The organism is Pseudoalteromonas sp. DY56-GL79 (assembly GCF_041414765.1).
Classification (GTDB): Bacteria; Pseudomonadota; Gammaproteobacteria; order Enterobacterales; family Alteromonadaceae; genus Pseudoalteromonas; species Pseudoalteromonas piscicida.
The window spans coordinates 126,753-145,660 of the sequence record NZ_JANHZS010000009.1 but is presented as its reverse complement, the minus strand read 5'-3'; the positions used below and the strand labels follow the sequence as shown (position 1 = coordinate 145,660).

General features: G+C 43.4%; 20 protein-coding genes. 9 read left to right on the top strand and 11 right to left on the bottom strand.

What is annotated here, in order from left to right:
- Nucleotides 1–156 precede the first annotated feature (156 nt).
- Nucleotides 157–1,164 (bottom strand): alpha/beta fold hydrolase, encoded by a 1,008-nt coding sequence (locus tag NO992_RS08490; protein ID WP_371376116.1) that lies wholly within the window; start codon nucleotides 1,162–1,164, stop codon nucleotides 157–159.
- Between the two features lie 212 nt (nucleotides 1,165–1,376).
- Between NO992_RS08490 and NO992_RS08485 the strand changes: the two genes are divergently transcribed.
- Nucleotides 1,377–1,559: an alternative ribosome-rescue factor A gene (locus tag NO992_RS08485; protein ID WP_010606219.1), complete on the top strand. Its 183-nt coding sequence runs from the start codon at nucleotides 1,377–1,379 to the stop codon at nucleotides 1,557–1,559.
- A 3-nt stretch (nucleotides 1,560–1,562) separates the two neighbouring features.
- On the opposite strand, the gene NO992_RS08480 is transcribed toward NO992_RS08485, so the two are convergent.
- Complete coding sequence (locus tag NO992_RS08480; RefSeq protein ID WP_371376113.1) at nucleotides 1,563–3,137, bottom strand: diguanylate cyclase; 1,575 nt, start codon at nucleotides 3,135–3,137, stop codon at nucleotides 1,563–1,565.
- Between the two features lie 87 nt (nucleotides 3,138–3,224).
- Nucleotides 3,225–3,632 (bottom strand): MAPEG family protein, encoded by a 408-nt coding sequence (locus NO992_RS08475; protein WP_010375915.1) that lies wholly within the window; start codon nucleotides 3,630–3,632, stop codon nucleotides 3,225–3,227.
- A 94-nt stretch (nucleotides 3,633–3,726) separates the two neighbouring features.
- On the opposite strand from NO992_RS08475, the gene NO992_RS08470 reads away from it, so the two are divergent.
- Nucleotides 3,727–4,683 carry a GlxA family transcriptional regulator gene (locus NO992_RS08470; RefSeq protein WP_371376110.1) on the top strand — a complete coding sequence of 319 codons (957 nt, stop codon included), beginning with the start codon at nucleotides 3,727–3,729 and terminating at the stop codon, nucleotides 4,681–4,683.
- A gap of 120 nt (nucleotides 4,684–4,803) precedes the next feature.
- On the opposite strand, the gene NO992_RS08465 is transcribed toward NO992_RS08470, so the two are convergent.
- From NO992_RS08465 to NO992_RS08450, 4 genes are all read right to left on the bottom strand, one after another.
- Entirely contained in the window at nucleotides 4,804–5,091 is a 288-nt protein-coding gene (locus NO992_RS08465; RefSeq protein WP_349197858.1) for a hypothetical protein, read from the bottom strand.
- A 340-nt stretch (nucleotides 5,092–5,431) separates the two neighbouring features.
- On the bottom strand, nucleotides 5,432–5,986 hold the full coding sequence (locus NO992_RS08460) for a hypothetical protein (RefSeq protein ID WP_371376107.1): 555 nt from the start codon (nucleotides 5,984–5,986) through the stop codon (nucleotides 5,432–5,434).
- A gap of 117 nt (nucleotides 5,987–6,103) precedes the next feature.
- Nucleotides 6,104–6,838: a YafY family protein gene (locus tag NO992_RS08455; RefSeq protein WP_010606229.1), complete on the bottom strand. Its 735-nt coding sequence runs from the start codon at nucleotides 6,836–6,838 to the stop codon at nucleotides 6,104–6,106.
- A 32-nt stretch (nucleotides 6,839–6,870) separates the two neighbouring features.
- Nucleotides 6,871–7,188, bottom strand: a complete 318-nt coding sequence (locus NO992_RS08450) for a hypothetical protein (RefSeq protein ID WP_010375910.1) — start codon at nucleotides 7,186–7,188, stop codon at nucleotides 6,871–6,873.
- Nucleotides 7,189–7,618: 430 nt separating this feature from the next.
- On the opposite strand from NO992_RS08450, the gene NO992_RS08445 reads away from it, so the two are divergent.
- Both NO992_RS08445 and NO992_RS08440 read left to right on the top strand, forming a co-directional pair.
- Nucleotides 7,619–8,629, top strand: a complete 1,011-nt coding sequence (locus tag NO992_RS08445) for a hypothetical protein (protein WP_371376104.1) — start codon at nucleotides 7,619–7,621, stop codon at nucleotides 8,627–8,629.
- A 132-nt stretch (nucleotides 8,630–8,761) separates the two neighbouring features.
- Nucleotides 8,762–9,148, top strand: coding sequence for an MmcQ/YjbR family DNA-binding protein (locus NO992_RS08440; RefSeq protein WP_010375908.1), 387 nt, complete (start codon nucleotides 8,762–8,764; stop codon nucleotides 9,146–9,148).
- Here the strand turns inward: NO992_RS08440 and NO992_RS08435 are convergent.
- Complete coding sequence (locus NO992_RS08435; protein WP_174169916.1) at nucleotides 9,126–10,007, bottom strand: LysR family transcriptional regulator; 882 nt, start codon at nucleotides 10,005–10,007, stop codon at nucleotides 9,126–9,128. The genes NO992_RS08440 and NO992_RS08435 overlap by 23 nt on opposite strands.
- A 216-nt stretch (nucleotides 10,008–10,223) precedes the next feature.
- Between NO992_RS08435 and NO992_RS08430 the strand changes: the two genes are divergently transcribed.
- Together NO992_RS08430 and NO992_RS08425 are read left to right on the top strand one after the other, a co-directional pair.
- Nucleotides 10,224–10,607, top strand: a complete 384-nt coding sequence (locus NO992_RS08430; RefSeq protein ID WP_371376101.1) for a rhodanese-like domain-containing protein — start codon at nucleotides 10,224–10,226, stop codon at nucleotides 10,605–10,607.
- Nucleotides 10,608–10,711: 104 nt separating this feature from the next.
- A complete protein-coding gene (locus tag NO992_RS08425; RefSeq protein ID WP_371376098.1) occupies nucleotides 10,712–12,157 on the top strand; it encodes a serine hydrolase domain-containing protein in 1,446 nt (481 codons plus the stop codon).
- Nucleotides 12,158–12,331: 174 nt separating this feature from the next.
- Here NO992_RS08425 and NO992_RS08420 read toward each other — a convergent pair whose 3' ends face one another.
- Nucleotides 12,332–12,928 (bottom strand): ACP phosphodiesterase, encoded by a 597-nt coding sequence (locus tag NO992_RS08420; protein ID WP_371376095.1) that lies wholly within the window; start codon nucleotides 12,926–12,928, stop codon nucleotides 12,332–12,334.
- 158 nt (nucleotides 12,929–13,086) lie between these two features.
- Between NO992_RS08420 and NO992_RS08415 the strand changes: the two genes are divergently transcribed.
- Nucleotides 13,087–13,665 carry a YqaA family protein gene (locus tag NO992_RS08415; RefSeq protein WP_371376091.1) on the top strand — a complete coding sequence of 193 codons (579 nt, stop codon included), beginning with the start codon at nucleotides 13,087–13,089 and terminating at the stop codon, nucleotides 13,663–13,665.
- Between the two features lie 84 nt (nucleotides 13,666–13,749).
- Here NO992_RS08415 and NO992_RS08410 read toward each other — a convergent pair whose 3' ends face one another.
- Both NO992_RS08410 and NO992_RS08405 read right to left on the bottom strand, forming a co-directional pair.
- Complete coding sequence (locus tag NO992_RS08410) at nucleotides 13,750–15,234, bottom strand: sulfotransferase (protein WP_371376088.1); 1,485 nt, start codon at nucleotides 15,232–15,234, stop codon at nucleotides 13,750–13,752.
- 54 nt (nucleotides 15,235–15,288) lie between these two features.
- Nucleotides 15,289–17,736, bottom strand: a complete 2,448-nt coding sequence (locus NO992_RS08405; protein WP_371376084.1) for a TonB-dependent receptor — start codon at nucleotides 17,734–17,736, stop codon at nucleotides 15,289–15,291.
- A 340-nt stretch (nucleotides 17,737–18,076) separates the two neighbouring features.
- On the opposite strand from NO992_RS08405, the gene NO992_RS08400 reads away from it, so the two are divergent.
- On the top strand, nucleotides 18,077–18,541 hold the full coding sequence (locus tag NO992_RS08400) for a CreA family protein (protein ID WP_371376081.1): 465 nt from the start codon (nucleotides 18,077–18,079) through the stop codon (nucleotides 18,539–18,541).
- A gap of 130 nt (nucleotides 18,542–18,671) precedes the next feature.
- Nucleotides 18,672–18,845, top strand: a complete 174-nt coding sequence (locus NO992_RS08395; protein WP_155940707.1) for a hypothetical protein — start codon at nucleotides 18,672–18,674, stop codon at nucleotides 18,843–18,845.
- Nucleotides 18,846–18,908: the final 63 nt, after the last annotated feature.

Sequence of the window (18,908 nt, the reverse complement as noted above, 5' to 3'; positions counted from 1 at the left end):
GGAACGGTTTAATTGTTGTTGCTTTTATGTACGTTTGTCAAATAGAAATTTACTTTAATTTAACGATAAGGGCAGAATTGGTGTTCCTGATTTAGGTTGAATTGCGATGCGAAGGCTAGCTCTGTCAGGCGTTACAGGGCGTAATGTTAGGGAATGTTATTTATTGTGAACTGTGTTTTGTTGGGGCGTGTGTGATTGATTTTTCGGGACTTTTTTATTCGCAGTCTCCTTGGCTGCATTTTGTTTGTGTTGTTTCTTCTTTAATCGCTTTCGCTCTGCTTTTGTTACGTGTTTTGCCACCCATTTGGCAATCTTTTGCATGAGCATTGGAGGGAAGTCATGACCCATCCCATTGACCAGTTTTAGTTTGGATTTGCGAATAGTAGCGGCGGTTTGCTGGCCAGCGGCCGCGGGGAAAATAGGGTCGTCGGTACCATGGATAACAAGTGTAGGCGTTTTTATCTTTGCCAGCGTGCGCTTGCGACATTGGCTTGCGACAATCGCCGCAAGCTGACGCTTAAATCCTTGCGGGTTATGTGCGCGTTCAATACTGTGTTTGGCTTGTTGATGTAGCGTCCCTTCGTCTTGAGGGTAGGCGGGACTGCCGATCAGCTGGTTGAGTTTTATATTGTATTGAATGGCAGATTGGTGGCAGTCTGACTTTGGCCGTGCTTTTGCTAGTTGCAGCATGACTTTTACATTTGCTGCGGTAAACTTGGGATATGCTGAGGTTGACATAATTGAGGTCAAACTTACCACTTTCTTTTTATGCTTAGCGGCAACGATTTGTGCAATCATCCCGCCCATAGAAGCACCAACAAGGTGGGCGCGTTTAATCTTAAGTCCTGCCATCAAAGCGACAACATCTTCAGCCATATCTTCTAGGGTATAGGGAACAGAAGCGCGGATGGGAAGCTTTTTACTTAGCATGGTTTTTATCACACTCGGTGAACCAAGATGATCCAAGTGGCTCGATAATCCCGTGTCGCGATTATCAAAACGGATCACCCGAAAACCTTTATTGACTAGCCCAAAGTACAATTCATCTGGCCAAATCGTCATTTGTGCCCCAAGACCCATTATCAAAATAATGACGGGGGCGTGAGGCGCTCCCTCGTCCTGATAATGTATGCTGATCCCGGTTGCAATCTTGATATCGGTCATTGTCGCGAACGTTTAGCTTGACTTGAAAGGGCTGCATTTAAGTATAGAGTGTGGGTATGAACTTAACTTTAAAATAGCAGTCAAAAAAGACGAAAATTTATTGCTAAATACCATTGCGCTTTAAAACATTTAGGTTAATATTCGCGCTTGTTGATGGTCGGAAATTATGCATCAACACTATCAATTTATATGATTCTTATTTGGAGTAAGTCATGACTAAAAAAAGCAAACTTCAGCATGCGCACCAGCGTGGTGAAATTAAAGACAACGCACTAAAAGCGTTGGTAACCAGCCCGTTGTTTAAGGCGAAAGTTGAAAAGAGCAAAAAAGGCAAAGGTAGTTATCAACGTAGCGTAAAGCACAAAGGCCAAGAGCCTTACCTTAAGGCAGCCTAAGCTTTAAGATAAGGTTTTTTGCTGATACATTTGCTTGTCAGCTTGTGCGATTAAATCGCTGATATCTGTTATCGGGTGTTGGGAAAATGCTCGCCCGACACTACCTTGAATTGCTACCTCTTGTTTTCCATGACTAAATTGCAAGGTATTGAGTTGTTGTTGCAGCTGTAGTGCTTTTTCTTCTGCAGATTGTGTGTCGTCAAATAAGCAGAGCGCTGCAAACTCATCGCCACCTAGGCGTCCTACAATATCTTGTTTTCTGATACTTGATGACAAAAACGTCGCAACATGGGCAAGCGCCTTATCTCCAGCATCGTGACCAAATTGGTCATTAATCAACTTAAACTTATCTAAATCGATGTAAAATAATGCCAGCACACCACCACGCTTATTAAATTGCTCGACTAGCACATTGGCTTGTTTGTACCAGCCTCGACGGTTAAAAATGCCGCATAATTGATCATAATTTGCTTCATTTTCAGCTTGTTGCTTTTGCTGTCTGAGCCGTCCAATGCGTTTAGATACGGCAACGGCAAGCAGTAAAGACTCAATGGCAAACGCAAAAATAAGTGCATAGCGCTGCATAAATGGACTATATCCCACTAACAGCACGCGAAATACCATACCGACTAATACTAGGCTCAGTGCCGCAAAAACCAAACTTGCTTCGCCAATTTTGCGTTTGGTTTGAAGAGCAGATAGCACAAAGATAGTGGCGACAATAGCGAGGGTTATATAGGCCATAATTTGGCTTAATAAGTAAGACAATTGTGCTTGTTGAGTGGGAATTTTAAGTATGCTCAGGAGCATCACGATACCCGCGGCACTTTTAAGTAACAACACGAGTTTTGGCCACTGTTTGTCAACAAGTAGGATACTCAACATAAACCAGGTTGCCGAAACCACAGTGAGACCAATACTAAGTAAATATGCGTGTTTGAGTAATGATTTATACTGAGATGAAACAAAAAGATTTAATTGCCCTTCTTGGAATAATACAAATCCACAAAGGCAGAAGATATAAGCCCCGTAAAGCCTAAATATAGGATCATTGAGGCGACTACCCATGATCAATACATAGCAAATTAAGGTAAAGCAAAGGCCATAAAATGCGCCCATGACTAGGCTGGTTTTTTGACTTTCCCAAATAAATTTCGGCACGCTCATCAGCCTAAATCTTGGCGTATGAATTTGCATAGAATCTAAGCTTAAGGTTGCTGTGTACTTACCTTTTGGAATGATAAATGCGGGCTGTGAGAACTTAACGGGCGAAGGGGCATTGACTCGCCACTGATAGTGTTCAAGGCCAACATCTACAAATGAAATAACGCTGTCTTCATTTAAATTGCAGGCTATCGAGACGGTATTATTGCCGCGTTTAATTTTGCTATAAGACGTGGTATTGATAGCAAGCGAAATCGAGTTGCCGTGAGCAATCGTGAGTGAGCAATTGTCATCAAGCGCAAAAATTGAGGGGCTAAACAAAAATACAGCGCCGTAAATAACAGCGAGTAGGAGCGTAAGCTTCCCACTAAAGTTGCTGTATATTTTGACGCCATTCAACCTAGACTGCAGCACAACGAAAACCTAAGGTTATTGTTGTAGTTAATGTAACAAACTTGTGCGTAACTTAGCCAGTGTAAAAACCCTTTGACCAGAGACTTTTTACACCCTATCGAACAAGAAGCTAAACCAGGCAAAAAACAAGCAAAAGCTACTTAACCCAAATGCTAGGGTTCTTAATCGTAAGTTACTGCCCAGTACGTGCTCGTAGCTGTGCCAATATCTTGCTGCGACAAACACAGTGCTGAGCACAAACCAAAATTGTCCTGTCATTTGCTCAATATGCAAAAGTATCAGCAGTGCAATAAATAAAACGGGCTGCTGAAACTGGCTGTCATAGCTATTACCTAATAATCTTATGCGCTCGGGGAAGGCATGTTTTTCGACATAGCGAATATCTTGAAGTGCAATATCACCATTTTTGACTGCGCGAATTCTACTCGTTGCGGTCAAAAGGAATAATAACAGCGTTAGGCTAAGCAAAAATAAAATCGGAATATGGATCCACATAGTAAAGCTCCTGAGTTTGAAAGAGGTTTTACTTTAACTAGATTGATTGCTAACTTATCGTGTCAATAATGACTGATTTTGGTTTGATATTGCCATGAAAGTGATTTTGCTATGTCCTGAACATGTATTTGCGAGTGCATTAACTGGCGTAATTGATATTTTGAATGTGGCAAATAAAGTCGCTGGTAAGACGGTGTTTTGCTGGCAGACGGTTGCACTTTCTGGGCAAAAGTCGGTGATGAGTAGTCAAGGCTTAGAATTTGTTTGTCATGCTGAATTTAGCGCATTGGCTGATGCTGATGTCGTTATCTGGCTCGGCAGCCAGTTTTCGTCAGAGCCTTTGTTGTGGCAACAATGCCAACAAGTCAACGCCCAATTAAACAAGCATGGTATTGAATTTCATCCCGCGACTTATCAACTTGCCGGATGTTGCGGTACCGCATTTTTAGCCACAGCAGGATTGTTAGATCAAAAACAATTTACATGTAGCTGGTGGCTTACGCCCTTTTTTACACGATATTATCCCGTTTTAAAGCCCAACAGCCAAAAGGTAACAGAGCAAAGCGGTATGGTGTATACCGCGGGCGCGGCTCATAGTTACTTGCACTTGATGTTGCGGTTTATTACCGACGTGCTGGGTTCAGAAGTGGCAAAAACAATCGCCGCCTGGCTGGCGATACCAAACGAGCAAGCGAGTCAAAATGAGTTTGTGCAGCTCAGTGGCTTTTTACAACATAGAGATGCGCAATTGCTCAAAGCACAGCATCATATTAGCGATAATCTCGATGTTTCGCATAGCTTACAGAGCCTTGCGAAACAAGCTTGTATGTCAGAACGCACGCTAATTCGACGCTTTAAACAGCACACGAGTATGACGCCGTTTGAGTATGTGCGACTTGCGCGACTCGTTCGCACCAAACAGCTATTGCATAGCACTAATATGAGTGTGGAGCAGATAGCCAATCAGGTTGGCTACCAAGACAGTCAGGCTTTAGCGAAGCAATACAAAAAGCACTATAACCAATCGCTTAATCGAGTGAGAGGGTCGTAATAGTGGGTGTTAACCTTTCTCTTTGTGCAATAAAAAACATTGGCTGTTATCGCTATAGTTAACTGCAAAACATGACAACAGTTAACTATGGCAATACTAACTTGGACATGTGTTATATGTTTACTCGTAAAGTTTCTCTGTTGCTTCTTTAAGTCCCGAGTGGGGTAAAAATTGATCTGTGATTGTTAAAATTGAGTGCAGGTTATTTTTTAATTTATCAAGCTCTATGTTACCTGGTTGAATAGCCGTTTGTAATAAATGAATGGCCATATCAGCTAATAGAATACGCTGTTTTTCTAGCCATTCTTCATCGCCTTTGGTAGCGGGGTTGCCACGGTAGCTACTTTCTACCAAACTATGCAAATCCCAGCTAGTTTCGATTAACTTATTCCTTTCAATATCATTCACTGCCGACCTTCCGAACTATAGATATAATGACTCCCACACCGTGCTAGCCTTCTCTTTTTCGTGGGTTAGCTTTATATAAAGCAGAGCCATAATTAATTTGTTAAATAACTAAACAGCCATAATTAATTTGTTAAATAACTAAACAGCTGAGGCTAGCATGAACAAACATAACACATTTTATATGTGAACTAATACGCATAAAGCATTTCATGAAGTAGCCATATTTTGCTCAAAACCGCCTGTCAGCTAAAGTCCTTACTAATTTGTCTACATGGTAAGGCAAGTGATGAGCAAATACAGTTGGAGGAATAATTTCCTCCATTCAGTCAGTTCAACTTGCTTAGCTTGACGCGAGGCAACGGGCACTCTGGGTTTCACCGGGTTCGATGATATTAATATTGACCTCTTTTAAGTCACCGATTATGGGTTTTAACGCCTTATCAAAACGATTTGCTGCGGCTTCGATTTTTTCGGCATAGTCGTCAATGGCATCAAAATTAGCTGCGTGACTTTCAATTACTGCCTCAATTTGCTTGGCCTTTTCTTCTTGTTTTGCCAGTAGCGCTTTATTGATCACAAGTCGATCGTCGTCTTCTTGTATCGCCTCTTTATTAATGGCTTCCATTTCTTTGCTGAGCAGTGCGAGCTTGTCTTCAATATCTTTTATTGGTAACTCAGAAGCTGAGATATCAAGCTCTGCCGCTTTGAGTGCTTTGTATGCGGCCACCTGTTCGGCGTCCATGGTGTGTTTGATTATTGGGTTACAGTCTTGGTAAGCGATAAGCCGGTAGCTGCCTTGTGTTTGCGGCTCGGTTGTATTTGCATTGGAGTAGCCAATGCAGGCACTCAAAGCCAGTGTTACCGAAATAATGAGTATTGATTTTGTGGTTTTCATAAGCACCTCGAAGGAATAAGTCTGATTTACAAAATTAGTCGCGGTGCAGTCTGAAAAGGTTGATTTTAGATGCGCAAGTATTAGTAACAAAATATGAATCGGGCAGTGAGCTTAGAATTAGTTGCTACTTTTATCAGGCGCTTGGCATTGGTGCTGTGCAATTTCTTCGGCGTATTTGGCTTTAACTAATTCAACATAATGATTGAGGTTTTTATCAGGATTTACGGTAAAGGTCAGCTTACTTTTATGTATCGCGGTGATACGGTCCAAGCGAAATTCACGGTAATCACTGCGGAGCTGACAAAATGCGACCAGCGTCCACTTTCCACCCCAATAAACCAATCCGAGTGGCTCGATAATACGCTGGGTTTGTTGCTTTGCAACGTCTTGATATTCAAGTTGTACACACTGCTTAGCCGCAATGGCCAGCCTAAGTGTAGCGCTAAAGGATTGTTGTTGTGGTCCGTGTTTAAAACTCGAAACCAAATAAGGGGAGTGATCATGCTGTTGTTTGAGGTGAGCGGGTAGCACGGCCTCTATTTTGGCAATGGCCGCTTTTGCATGTGCGCTTAGTTCGGGATCCGTCCATGCTCCAACCATTTTACTGCCAAGTAATAATGCGGTGAGTTCATCATAGCTAAACATCATAGGGGGCAGTGGGTAGTCACCAATGATATAGCCGACACCTGCTTCCCCCTCAATTGGCACGCCAGAACTTTGTAAGTCCTGAATATCGCGATAAATCGTACGCTCTGATACCGTAAAGTGATCGGCCAATGACTTAGCGGTAACCGCTAATCGTCGACCCTTGAGCAGATCCACTAATTGAAAGAGACGTTCTGATTTATGCACGAGTTTTCCTTGTTATTCAAATCTCAGATTAATTAACCGCTACATGGCGTTTGAGAGAGTACATTACTGTGACTAATGGTGACACTCTCGCTGTCTATGTATTGCGTTAATCTTTGGCATACTTCGGTTGTTGGGAATTGCGCTGAAACCGCTTTTGCATGCTCCATCGATTGCCAATAAATAATATCTAAATACTCGCCAGTCTGACTGTCTTTAGTCAACGAACGATATAGTAACCCAGGTTGCTGTTCTACCCACTCGGTAAAAGCTGGGTTTACACCCATAATGTCGCTCTCTGTAGCACCAAGAGCCAATTTAAATTTTACAATCTCTACGACATTTTGTTGCATGGTCTTTCTCCTTTTTGAGTTCAAGATGAGTAAACCACGATGTTGTGTCAGGGAGTGTCAGTAGTGTTTAAATATACAGTGCATTTTATATCGAGGGCCTGTTTATCTTTCAAGTTTGTTTTTGCAGCAGCTTGATTGGTATTTATACAAGGCAGAGTCTGCGTAGCATAGTTGTTCTATGTAAGTCAGGCGATAACACAGTAGAAATGCCAATCAAGCACTGCCCTTTGGGTTCACCTGAGTGCGCTCTGTTCATTGTTGCTCAACTTTTGCCTAGATTACTAGGCGGCAAGTCGAGCGTCGCGACCAAAACACACTCAGGAGAACAAAATCAAACAGCAAAGGTCAACAGGCCCTGGCAAAACAAAGGATCTGTATTAGGATTTAGGGTACTGCAATTGGCAGGATTAACCGTGTAAAGGATAAGGAAATGAAATTAAGTACAAGCATATTTGCAACCAGTTTGGTTGCATCCGCTATCTGCGCTTCCCATGTTTTTGCAAAGGACACAAATGACAGCGATGTCAAAAGGCTGCATGTCTTGGCAAAGCAAGTCGCATCACAAAGTGCCAGTGGGTCGTATACTTTTGCTATCAACTGTCATACTAACCGCAGCTTACTGAAACGTGCCGTTGAGCAAGTAAGTTGGCCTGTCGATGAAATTACCTTTGCTATTCAAGGACAATGTCAGGGCCCAATTAAGATCACGAGACGTGGTATCACCATTTCAGGGTCTGATAATACTCAAGATGTTATCTCTGCGGCGCTAAACGGCGTGCAGCCGACCGTATTAGTGGAGTCTGGTTCGGTTAAGCTCAATAACTTAGGGGTTGTTAGCACCGCTCAGCAAAGTAGCGTAACGGTGACGGCGCAGGGAATGGCAAGATTGGATAATGTCGCGACTCAAGTGCAAGGCACTGAGCCTGAATACCACTATATCGTGACAGATAATAGTAATCTTTACTTAAGTAATCTAAACCAAGCCAAAGTGAAAATAGCAGGGGGCGCTTTTGCTGAATTTGTAGCCGGAAATCAGGCGATGACAGCATATGTGTTTGACACCGCCAATGCTAGAAGTACCCAAGGGAACCTGTTCGACGCAGTACAAGTTGCTGGAAATGGCTACTTTTTAGCAGATGGGCAGTCGCATATAAACCTATTGATGATCTGGAGTAAAGGCGCCGCCGAAATCGACCAGCAAAGTAGTGTTGGTGAACTGATGATGGGCGGCCAAACCTTGTTTGCTGCTTATCGAAACTCGACCTTATCAGGGCCTTACAGCTTCTTTGGTAATGTGGTTTTTGAGTTGGAGCACTCCTCTGCGACAAATTGGGTAACGCAAGAAAGGCCGCACTCGCTGTTTTCTGGTAATAATGCCGTCGTGAATGGCGAACTCTTTCCAAGTTGGAGCTGGCAAGGACAGGCACCGCAACCTGAGTAACCTGAGCTTCAAAACAATGAGTTAGCGTATTTCTTATTCAAACCTCAGGTTGCGTAATTTATGCTACTACGCCGCTTGGTATTATGCTTTACTACTAAGCGGCAACGATTAATCTAAAGGCAGAAGAATAAGATGAACCATCAACAAGTACACGACTACTTGCTTGCAAAACCTTATACCAGCGTAAGTCAGCCTTTTGGTGAAGGCGTGGATGTATATAAAGTGAAGGACAAAATGTTCGCGACGTTGGCGCTTGGTAAAATGGGTAAAGAAGATGACGAGCACTCCCATTGGCGCGTAAATCTCAAATGCGATCCTGATGAAGCGCAAGCGCTGCGAGACATTTTTAGTGCGGTGTTACCGGGTTATCACATGAATAAAAAGCTCTGGAACACGGTGGTGCTCGATGGCTCCATTCCAACTGGAGAACTTGAGCGGATGATGGATAACTCATTTCGCCTTGTAGTCGAAAAAATGCCGAAAAAGCAGCAGGGGATTATCCTTGCGCAGCATCAATAGATGCACAAACGACTTGGTACACGGCGTTCACTTTAGGCTCTGTGAGCGCTTGATTTGCCACAACAAAATGTACAGGGAGCGAAAAGTCTAGCAAACTAGACAAGGCAACCTCTGCTCCTTGATCTGCAATGGCGTTGGCTTCAATAAAACTCACGCCGAGTCCTGCCTTAACTAAAGCCAAGCGGGAGCGCTCATCTGCAGCATTAATATTTACCGCGTTTACTTCGCTTAGCTGTTGATCAAGTTGCTTATCAAAAGGGCAGCCTTTTCCCATACGTATCCACGTCATCTGTGCCAATTCGGCTTTATGTGATGGCGTAGGCCAAGATGCAGGATAAGCGGTGGTAACCGCAACTTCTGTGAGCGGTACAGCGCTAAAATGAGCAGGTACTTCGCCATAAATAACCCCACCATCAAGGAGGCCATCACTGAGTTTGTCGACGATGACACCACTTGAGAGTAATTCCAGAGAAAAAGAAAGACTTGGAAAGTGCTGGTTGAGGGTTTTTATCAGTGTGCCAAGTTCGCTCGAGGTGCCAATAGGGTGGTTCAAGCCAAGTCTGAACTCGCCGGTGAGCAGTGTTTTGGCTTGCGCTGCGGTGTGCATTAAATCATTTGCACTTGCAAGCGTTAACTTAGCTTTGTCTAGCAAGATCTTACCTTGTTCTGTGAGCTGCATCCCTTTGCTAGAACGGTGGAACAACACAGTATTGAGTTCCTCCTCAAGCGCTTTGATATGGGCGCTGATAGCAGGTGGTGTGGTGTACAGTCGTTTCGCTGCTGCCGTTAGATTTTGGGCCTCTGCAACCGCAACAAACGACCTTAAATGGTAAAACTCCATTGCACTAAACTCAATCACGTATTGAATACCACCAGTTTAAATGAGCTTGCTGCGATTGCCTATTCTGAAATGATGAACATCGCCTTCAAAAAATATGAATTCATTAACGCCTATCAAGTGCGTAACGTAGTTGACCTCGGGTGAGGTTAAATAACCTGAGCTAGCTCATTCCTTATCCAAACCTCAGGTTAAATAATTATCCGCAGCTCAGATTATTTAAATAGGAGTTAGAAGATGAAAGTAGATGTATCACAGTATTTTGCAATGAAGCTGGCTTGCGAAACGGATTGTGCTGATGTTTATCAGGCGATATTAACGGGGCAGCAGGATTTTGTGCTATTTGATGTCAGGTCGAATGAAGCCTTTGCCAAAAGTCATGCTCAAGGCGCAGTCAATATGCCAAGCGCAGACATAAGCGAACTGACGATGGCTAAGTATGACAAGGTCACACCAATCGTGGTTTATTGTTGGGGTCCAGGGTGTAATGGCGCGACAAAGGCTGCGTATAAGCTTGCAAAATTGGGCTATCAAGTAAAAGAGATGATAGGTGGAATTCATTACTGGGAGGATTTTGAGCGTTACCCCGTTAATCGCCGAGTGTCTCAGGCTCAAAGTTGATGTAGGTGCATTTTTCTTTATCTCATGATTATACTGTTATTCATTCACGGCACATTTATCAATGTGTAAAGTGAGTGAATAACGATAATAACAAGGGAAATATCATGTCGAAACTATTGTACTGCGCCATATTTTGCTCGTCTTTGCTAAGTCAGACATCCTTCGCCACTGACTCGGGCCAACATCAAGTTCAACAAGTTGCACAAAATCTTTTACCTAGAGTGCAATTGGAAGGCCAAAAATATAAACCTGTAGATTTGCAGACGCGTCTTCAAGAAACGCATTTGCCGGGCTTAAGCCTTGCCGTGATCAAAGATGGTAAAGTGGTGTGGGCTGAGGGTTTTGGCATTGCAGATAAAAAGCAAAATCGAAAAGTGACTACTGAAACGCTGTTTCAGGCAGGGTCAATTAGTAAGCCAGTTGCTGCGCTTGCGGTATTAAAGTTAGCGCAAGATGGTAAAGTCGATTTAGATGCTGACGTTAATCAATATCTCACCTCTTGGAAAGTACCAACGAACGAATTTACCAAAGCCAATCCTGTTACTTTGAGACAGTTAATGACTCACACCTCGGGGCTCACTCAACATGGTTTTCCGGGCTACGTGCGTGGTAGTAAAATTCCAACTGACGTTGAAGTCTTAATGGGTAAAGGCAATACCGACTTAGTGACGGTTGACACTTTGCCAGGTAAAGCTTGGCGCTATTCTGGCGGTGGTTACACGGTAATGGAATTGCTCGTGGCAGATGTGACAAAAATGCCATTTGAAGAGTATGTCCAGCAGGCAATTTTAACTCCGCTAGGGATGCACAATAGTACCTATGCGCAACCATTACCGAAAACGCTATGGTCAAAAGCCAGTGCTGCGTTTGACGATAAAGGCGAGCAAGTTGAAGGGGACTGGCATCTTTATCCAGAACAAGCCGCGGCTGGCCTTTGGACCACTCCGGTGGATCTCGCTAAATATATTATGGCCGTACAACAAGCGTATGCAGGCAATACCGTGGGGCCCATCACACCAGAGCTGGCGAAGCAAATGCTTGAAGTTCATCATGACGTATGGGGTTTGGGACCAGAGCTTGAACAGCGAGAGCAAGGGCTTGTTTTCACCCATGGTGGTAAAAATAAAGGCTTTAGCAATCGTTTTGAAGCATTTGTAGAAAAAGATGAGGGTATGGTGTTGATGTCCAATGGCGACTCAGCGAGTACCGTATTTGGTGAGCTTCGCATTGCCATCAGCGAACATTACGGCTGGAATTTTATACGCAGTAAAAAGATAACCGCGATTACATTACCTGAGGCACGCGCAAAGCAATTGGAAGGCCTGTATGCTTATGAGAAAGATCATCAGTTTAAAATGAAAATCACCCGAGAGGGGACGCGATTTAACGTCTTAGATATGGCCCGTGACAACCTGATGGCCTTTGTTGCCACAGAGGAAGACACCCTGATTGAGCTTGAAGGGGGCGCAGATGTCACCATTGAAACGAATGATAAAGGTGAGATCATCGCGGTGATTTGGCGTGGCCTATATCGTTTTGAGCGGATTTAATCGGAAACTTCACGTCAACGAGTAGTCTGTCTCTGGTATTGGTATAAAATACACCTAGCGTTTATGTACCGTTTTGACTGGTTAGATAGCAGCCAAAGAACAGGTGTCCAGCGGGGGGGCAGCCCTTCCTGGCAACCTTGCAATCGAGTTGGTATTGAGTAACACGGCGACAGTTTACTCTATTTTCTGGTGCTCTATGGATTGCTGCCTTATGTGCTCAACCAACTGCGGAAAAAAGGTTTGAAATCCAGATTCAAGTTGGTGGTAGTGCTCTTTTATATCCACTTCAGTGCCTGAGAATTGGTTTTGAAAACGAATACGTTGGGCGATGTTATCGAGTGCATGACCCACACCAGCTACGGATTCATAGGTGGCAAACCAATCATTTTGTGTCATTGCGCTAACGACTCGTTGCATGTGCGCAGGCATGATGTGCAAGTTATCGTGCAGCAATGAAAAGCTCTGACGTTTAAAGTCATCAAGCGAGGTGCTGTGATATTGCTGCCAGTGCTTAATCAAAAAGTGGTCATATAACACATCCAGTGCAATGCCTGCAAAGCGGCGACGCGCGGGCGAAAAAAGTTGTTTAGCAGATTTTGTTATCGAGTGGCTATCGGTAAATTTATCGACTTGCATATGTGTTTGTAGACCAAGTTGCACAGGTTTGGGCAGTACTTGTATATTCACGCCTTTTTGAAAGTCACCGAGCAAGTTGCCAAAGTGCGATGCGGCAGTTGGTTTGGCAAAGTACAAATGCGCCAAATAATTCACAGAAACATCCCCCCCCCAATAATTCACTCTAAAACAGAGTATCGCATTTGTCCGCACATACAAATACCAGCATATATGAATAACCATTTAATTCAGGAAGGAGAAACATAGCTTAGGCTATGCTTGTCTCCATTACTTAGAACATCAGGGGAAGTGTGATGGCGCTAACGGCTGAATTGAAGCAAAAGACCAAGCGATTAGTAGAATCAAAAAATATGCTCAAAGGGATCACGATTGCCTCTTTTTTAGAGTCAACCATCGTGCCTATTCCGCTTGAAGCTGTGATGGTGCCGCTAATGCAGGCAAGGCGAGAAAAACTATGGCTAATTGCGCTAATGGCGACGGTTGGATGTGTAATTGGTGCCTTATTTGGTTATGCGTTGGGTTACTATTTATTTGATGCAGTGGGGGATTCCGTTATTGAGCTGCTGTCGAGTCCGTCTCAGTTTGAGCAAGTGAAAGCGCAGATGCAAAGTCAGGGATTTTGGTTTGTGTTGACCTTAGGTATTGCGCCAGTACCTTTTCAGATTGCCATGCTAGCAGCAGGCGCCACAAAATTTTCACTATTACAATTTCTAATTGCAACCTGTATTGCCCGTTCTTTACGTTATTTTGGCTTGGCGGCGGTCGTTTACTTTGCTGGTAATCAGGCTGAAAAGCTAATTAAAAAACATAAAATAAAAGCCGTTATTCTCACAACGGCCATTGTGCTGCTCGCATGGTGGATAGCTAGTTAAGGCATCTTTATTTTAACCGTTTGGGAGAGCAAAGGAGCGGCTACTACTAGTCGTTCCTAGTTAATGGGACCATTCACGGCTAGGTTAGATCGCGTATTTTCCTCTGAATTTCCCAACACTTGAGTTATTCAATGGCTGTCTGATCTGCATTTTGCTGGCTGTCGCTGAGTAATAACCCTGCTTATAAAAGTGAAGTGCATTATCTTGCCAATCCAATTCGAGAAATTGACAGACTTCCTTCATCACAGCCTGGGGTATTTCTACCAGCGATTCATAATTCACAAACTTAATTTGAGTCGGATGTCTTTGTGCAGCATCTTGCAAAAACGCATAAGTATTATCATACATAACTTGAATATCTTGCATCCGGTATGAGTAGCCATGAAAGGGGCTATTCGTTTGATATAGCTGACGGAAGTTTGCGATACAAGTATCTGTTCTGTCTCGTTTCATCACGACAAACTTTGCGCGTGGAAACGCCTTTGCAAGCAAATCGGTAAAGAAAAAATGAAATGGTTGTTTGTCTATAAAACGTTGGTCACCAGCAACGGATTGCACGGTGAAGAGGCGGTATTGCTCAATGGCGTTAGCTTCTTCATAGGCGTGGCTGATGTGCTGAATATTGCTGTTATAGTCACAAGAAAACCTAAGTGCTTGGGGTAATACACTGGTTTCTCCCAGCGGTTGTAGCGACAATTGCGCTAAGATCTGCTCCATTAAACTGGTGCCCGAACGTGGCAGACCAATGACAAATATTGGTGCAAGCGTTTGCTCTGGAGCAAAATTAATAGGCTTGTCTAGAAGTTTGCCAAGTGTTTGAAAATAGCCAGTCATTTGTTCAGATGAATAGGAAACCTCAGTACTAATCGCTTGTTTACTGGCAATAAAGCTTTGCCATGCCTTGGGATAATTTTCCTGCTTTTCGTATTCGATTGCCTGCGCATGGTAAAGCCGTTGTAATGCAAGTGGTGCAGTTTGCACTGTTATCTCAGTTGCTAACTGAGTGATGCGAGTCGATGCTAATTCTACAGGAGTAAGCTCTGAGTAGGCTAACTGGCACTTAGCATTACTTGGCTTTGCTTGCACTAAAGAGGCAAGCAGCGTCCGCGCTTGTGCTAATTCACCAGACATCTTTAAATGCATTGCATAGTTGAGCGCGATTTCAGGACAGTGTGGTGAGCGTGTATAGGCATGGTTAAAATGCCAACCAGCGTCAGTGTATTGGTTTAATCTCAGTAAGATATTTGCGAGGGTATCGTGCTCTGACCCCGACAATTGTGTGTTACCTAGCAAATGCAGAATATAACGCTTTGCCACTAATGGTGCTTGGGTAAAAAGCGCAAGTTTGGCAGCACTTAGGGAGTAAAGTGCGCATGGAAATAAACTTAGGCACTTGTCGTAAATTTTTAGCGCTTTGCTGAGGTTACCGAGAGCGATATTCAAATCGGCCAATAAGGCGTACGCGTGGTGATCGTTGGCATTGCTGTTAATGCGAGCGACTAATGCGTGATGCGCCGCTTGAAATTGACGCTGTTGAATATAGCTTTGGATCTGATTGTATGATGTCATCGCAACGTAAAGAGAGTGAAGGTAACTTCACTCTCTATTTTAGTTTTTTGCTGATTATAACTCAAACTGGTAGTTAAGCTTGACCCCAACGGTGCGAGGTGTTGTGACGTAGTGTCCGTACACACGCTGCTGCTCTGGCAAGGCTTTATTTAACGCCGAAAATTTAGCTTCACCAGCCCAAGATTTGTCGCGCCTTACCGAGGTGAAAGCAAATTTGTCAAACAGGTTGTCGACATAAAAAGTGACGGCCCATTGCTCGCTTGAAAGCTTCGCACTGAGGTTAGACAAGGCAAATCCTGGCAATACCTCTCCGTCAGCTTTGAGTCCGACTTTCGTGTATACGTCACTCTGTGCGGTTACTCCATAATTAACGTTAAGCATTTTGTCGTCGAACACTTCCTGTTCGTAGCTTAAACCGAATGAGAACTGCTGTTTTGGCGCGCCAGGTAAGCGGTCACCGTCTGTACCGTCATAGTACGGCTGGTAAAGCGCGATTTCTTCAGCGCTATAGTCACCTTCTTTGAATACCGCAAACAGGGCTGGTGCATCATCAGTTAGCTGTGCTTTTGCATAAGAATAGGTTGCATACACCGTCCACTGGTCGTTCAATATCGCCCGGGTTGACAACTCAATCCCACTAGCGTTCGCAGAACCAGCATTGGAGGTAATGATCTCTTGGCCGTTTACCGTCACAGATGAGATCTGTGCATCTTCCCAATCAACACTGAATAATGCGGCATTAAAATGCAGCTTGTTATTTAGCCATGTTGACTTTAATCCCAGCTCATAGTTAGTGGTGGTATCTGGTTTATAGCTAAGCTCATGCGGCAGTGCACAGATGATCTGTTGCTCTGGTAGTGTTTCTGGACACGATTCCAAACCGTTACCACCGCCTAACCTAAATCCTTCACTGACAGTGAAGTACGTCAGTAGTCCATCTTGCCAAGTGTAATTGGCATTAAACTTAAACAAACTACCATTGTCTTTGGCACTGACTTGTTCAAATGAAATTTGTTCGAGGCTTGGCAGGCCTCCAGAATAGAGTGGGGTTTCAGCCGCTGACTCAGTTTTAACATCATAGCGATAGAAACGAGCGCCCACTGTGATATTAAAATCGTCTGAAAATGCATAGCCAATTTCGCCAAACAATGCTGACTCTTTGCTGGTGGCATTGGTCAGTGCGATATACTCAAGATCTTGCTCAATATTGTCGATTTCATCGCCCCAAAACTCCGTGAGTCCTGGCGTGTACTCTCTATCGTCCGAACTAATTTCTTGTTTGCTGTAATATACCCCTGCAATCCAATTTAGCGCGTCATCCCCTTTAGAGACTAAACGGATCTCTTGGGTAAAAGTGTCTTGATCAGTAGTATCTTTAGTCAAAGCGGTAAAACTAGGAAAATCCGCATAACCCGGCCAAATATCATAAAGTAGATCGGTTTGATCTCGTTGGCCTTGTTGTTCTTTGCTTGACCAACCGGATGCCGAAACTAAATCAGCAAACTCTAAATCGGCGTTGATTTCAAGGCTAAGCAGGTCGTCTTCTTGTTCGTTAGGTTCAAGCACACGGTAGGCTGACTCGTATGGTTTAATAGAATCGGCAAGCGGGTGCTGTGCTGCAAGACTTTGATATTGTGAAATTGAGTTAGCGCCATTTTCTTGCTTCTGATGAAAATAGTTTAGTGTTGTATCGATATTCTCACTCACCAACCAACGTAGAGAAACCCGTGTGGTTGTTATGGTCTCATCATTTGCATCCGCAACTGCGTTGATGTTTGCTTTTACATCCTCAGCATTGGACCAATCAGGATCTGGGTTTGAAACGCCAGCTTGCTTAACCACATAACCGTAATCCATAAAGCCGGGGTTGTGATAGCGGTTAATGCTCGCACGAACGGCTAATTCATCCATCACTACAGGCATATTGAAGACAGCACCCACTTCATGACCATGACTGTCACTTTCATTGATACTGAATAAGTCACCACTTAGTTTACCTTCAATAACGTCAAGCACTGGCGCTTTAAGCATGGTTCTAATCGCACCACCTAGCGTGCCTGCACCGTAAAGCGTACCTTGTGGGCCGATCAAGACTTCAACACGTTCGATATCGGTTAGTCGCAAATCCACATTGATTGGGATTTCGCCTAGGTAAGTTGCCACTGTCCCTGAGTCAGAAGCACGTTCCGACGAATTAGTATTCAAGCCACGAACAATAATAGGTGAGCCCTCACGGCCACCTTGTTCTGTGATTGTCAAACCAGGAACCCATCTTGCTACATCTTCAAGGTCGCCAATATTTTGGTCGCTCATAACATCGCTGTCGACGGCAGTAATGTTTAATGGCGCTTCTTGAACTGTGCCTGCGCGTCGAGTGGCTGTTACTTGAATTCGCTCAATTGACTTTTCTTGAATCTTACTTTCTTCAGCTTGTGATTGATTAACAACAAAAAAACTCGAACTAACAGCTAGTGCGACTAAGCTTGGATGGAGCTTACTCATGGATGGTGGAACCTCAAATTAAGAATTAAACGTGACGAAATTTCAATCTTTAGAAATGGGTAACTATGCAGGTGGTGCATTTATGTCCCGAGTTTAGAGAGAATTTCATACAACCGGTGGTGAATTAACTAGCCATGTTTTGTTCATGGTTTAGGTAAATTTAACCACCCTGAAACTGCGGCGCATGCTAACATGCTTATTCGTATTTTGTGAATAATTATTTTGATTTTTTGAATGGTTATCTCTTTTTTAAATAAGGTGATTTGCGAAAATTTTCAAATAGCTTAGAGTATTAACTCCGTATGTTTCTTTTGTACGTCGATTATCTTAAGGAAAAACAATGAAAAAGCTGATGTTTGCATTGTTGGCATCTTGTACGTTACTTGGTTGCTCTGACAGTGAAGTTGGTGATGTGTCACTCGGTCTATTTACGCTCAAAGATATAAAATTAGACTCTATGGTTGATCCCGTTGTAACGGGTGTGACCTGTCATGTGGCGAGTGTTGAAGATGATTTGAGCTTTTCGGACCCAAGCGATAGCTCTATTTCTTGCCGTCAAACGAGTGAAATAACACCGGCAATGCTGGCGAGTATAGATAAAAGTGATTCAGGCGAAGTGGTATTTAAAAAATCAAAAAGTGTGTTCTTTAAAGCAATGAAGGTGAGAAGGATCTTTGATGCAAAAAATCAAACCTTGATGTACTTAGCCTATACCACTAAGGAAACCTCTGGTAGCTTTAAGCATAGCTTATCAACGGTTCCATTATGGGGAACTCAGGCTTATCAAGGCGTTAAAACCAATTAACTCGAACGTTGGCTAACGCATAATCCCACACGCTTCGATAATTGCATTTAGTAAATTATTTTTTATTTGAATTAAACCTTTTTGCTCACGATTTCGACTAAGCTTAGTAGGAATAAGTTTAGGAGAAATCGTGATGTTAAAAACACGCTTTTTAGGGAAAACGGTCAATATTGCATTTGCAGTGATGACTGTATTGTTTGTTATTTTAACGTTAACAACTGATGCTCATAGCATCTCATCTCAAGCAACTCAGGTTGAGATGTTTAGCCAAGACGAGGTGATTACCGAGTCCAAATCAAAGTAAGTTTGGACCGTGGTTTATCTTGTTTTGCTGATTAGTGTCATTCGAAACGATGAAAATATAATA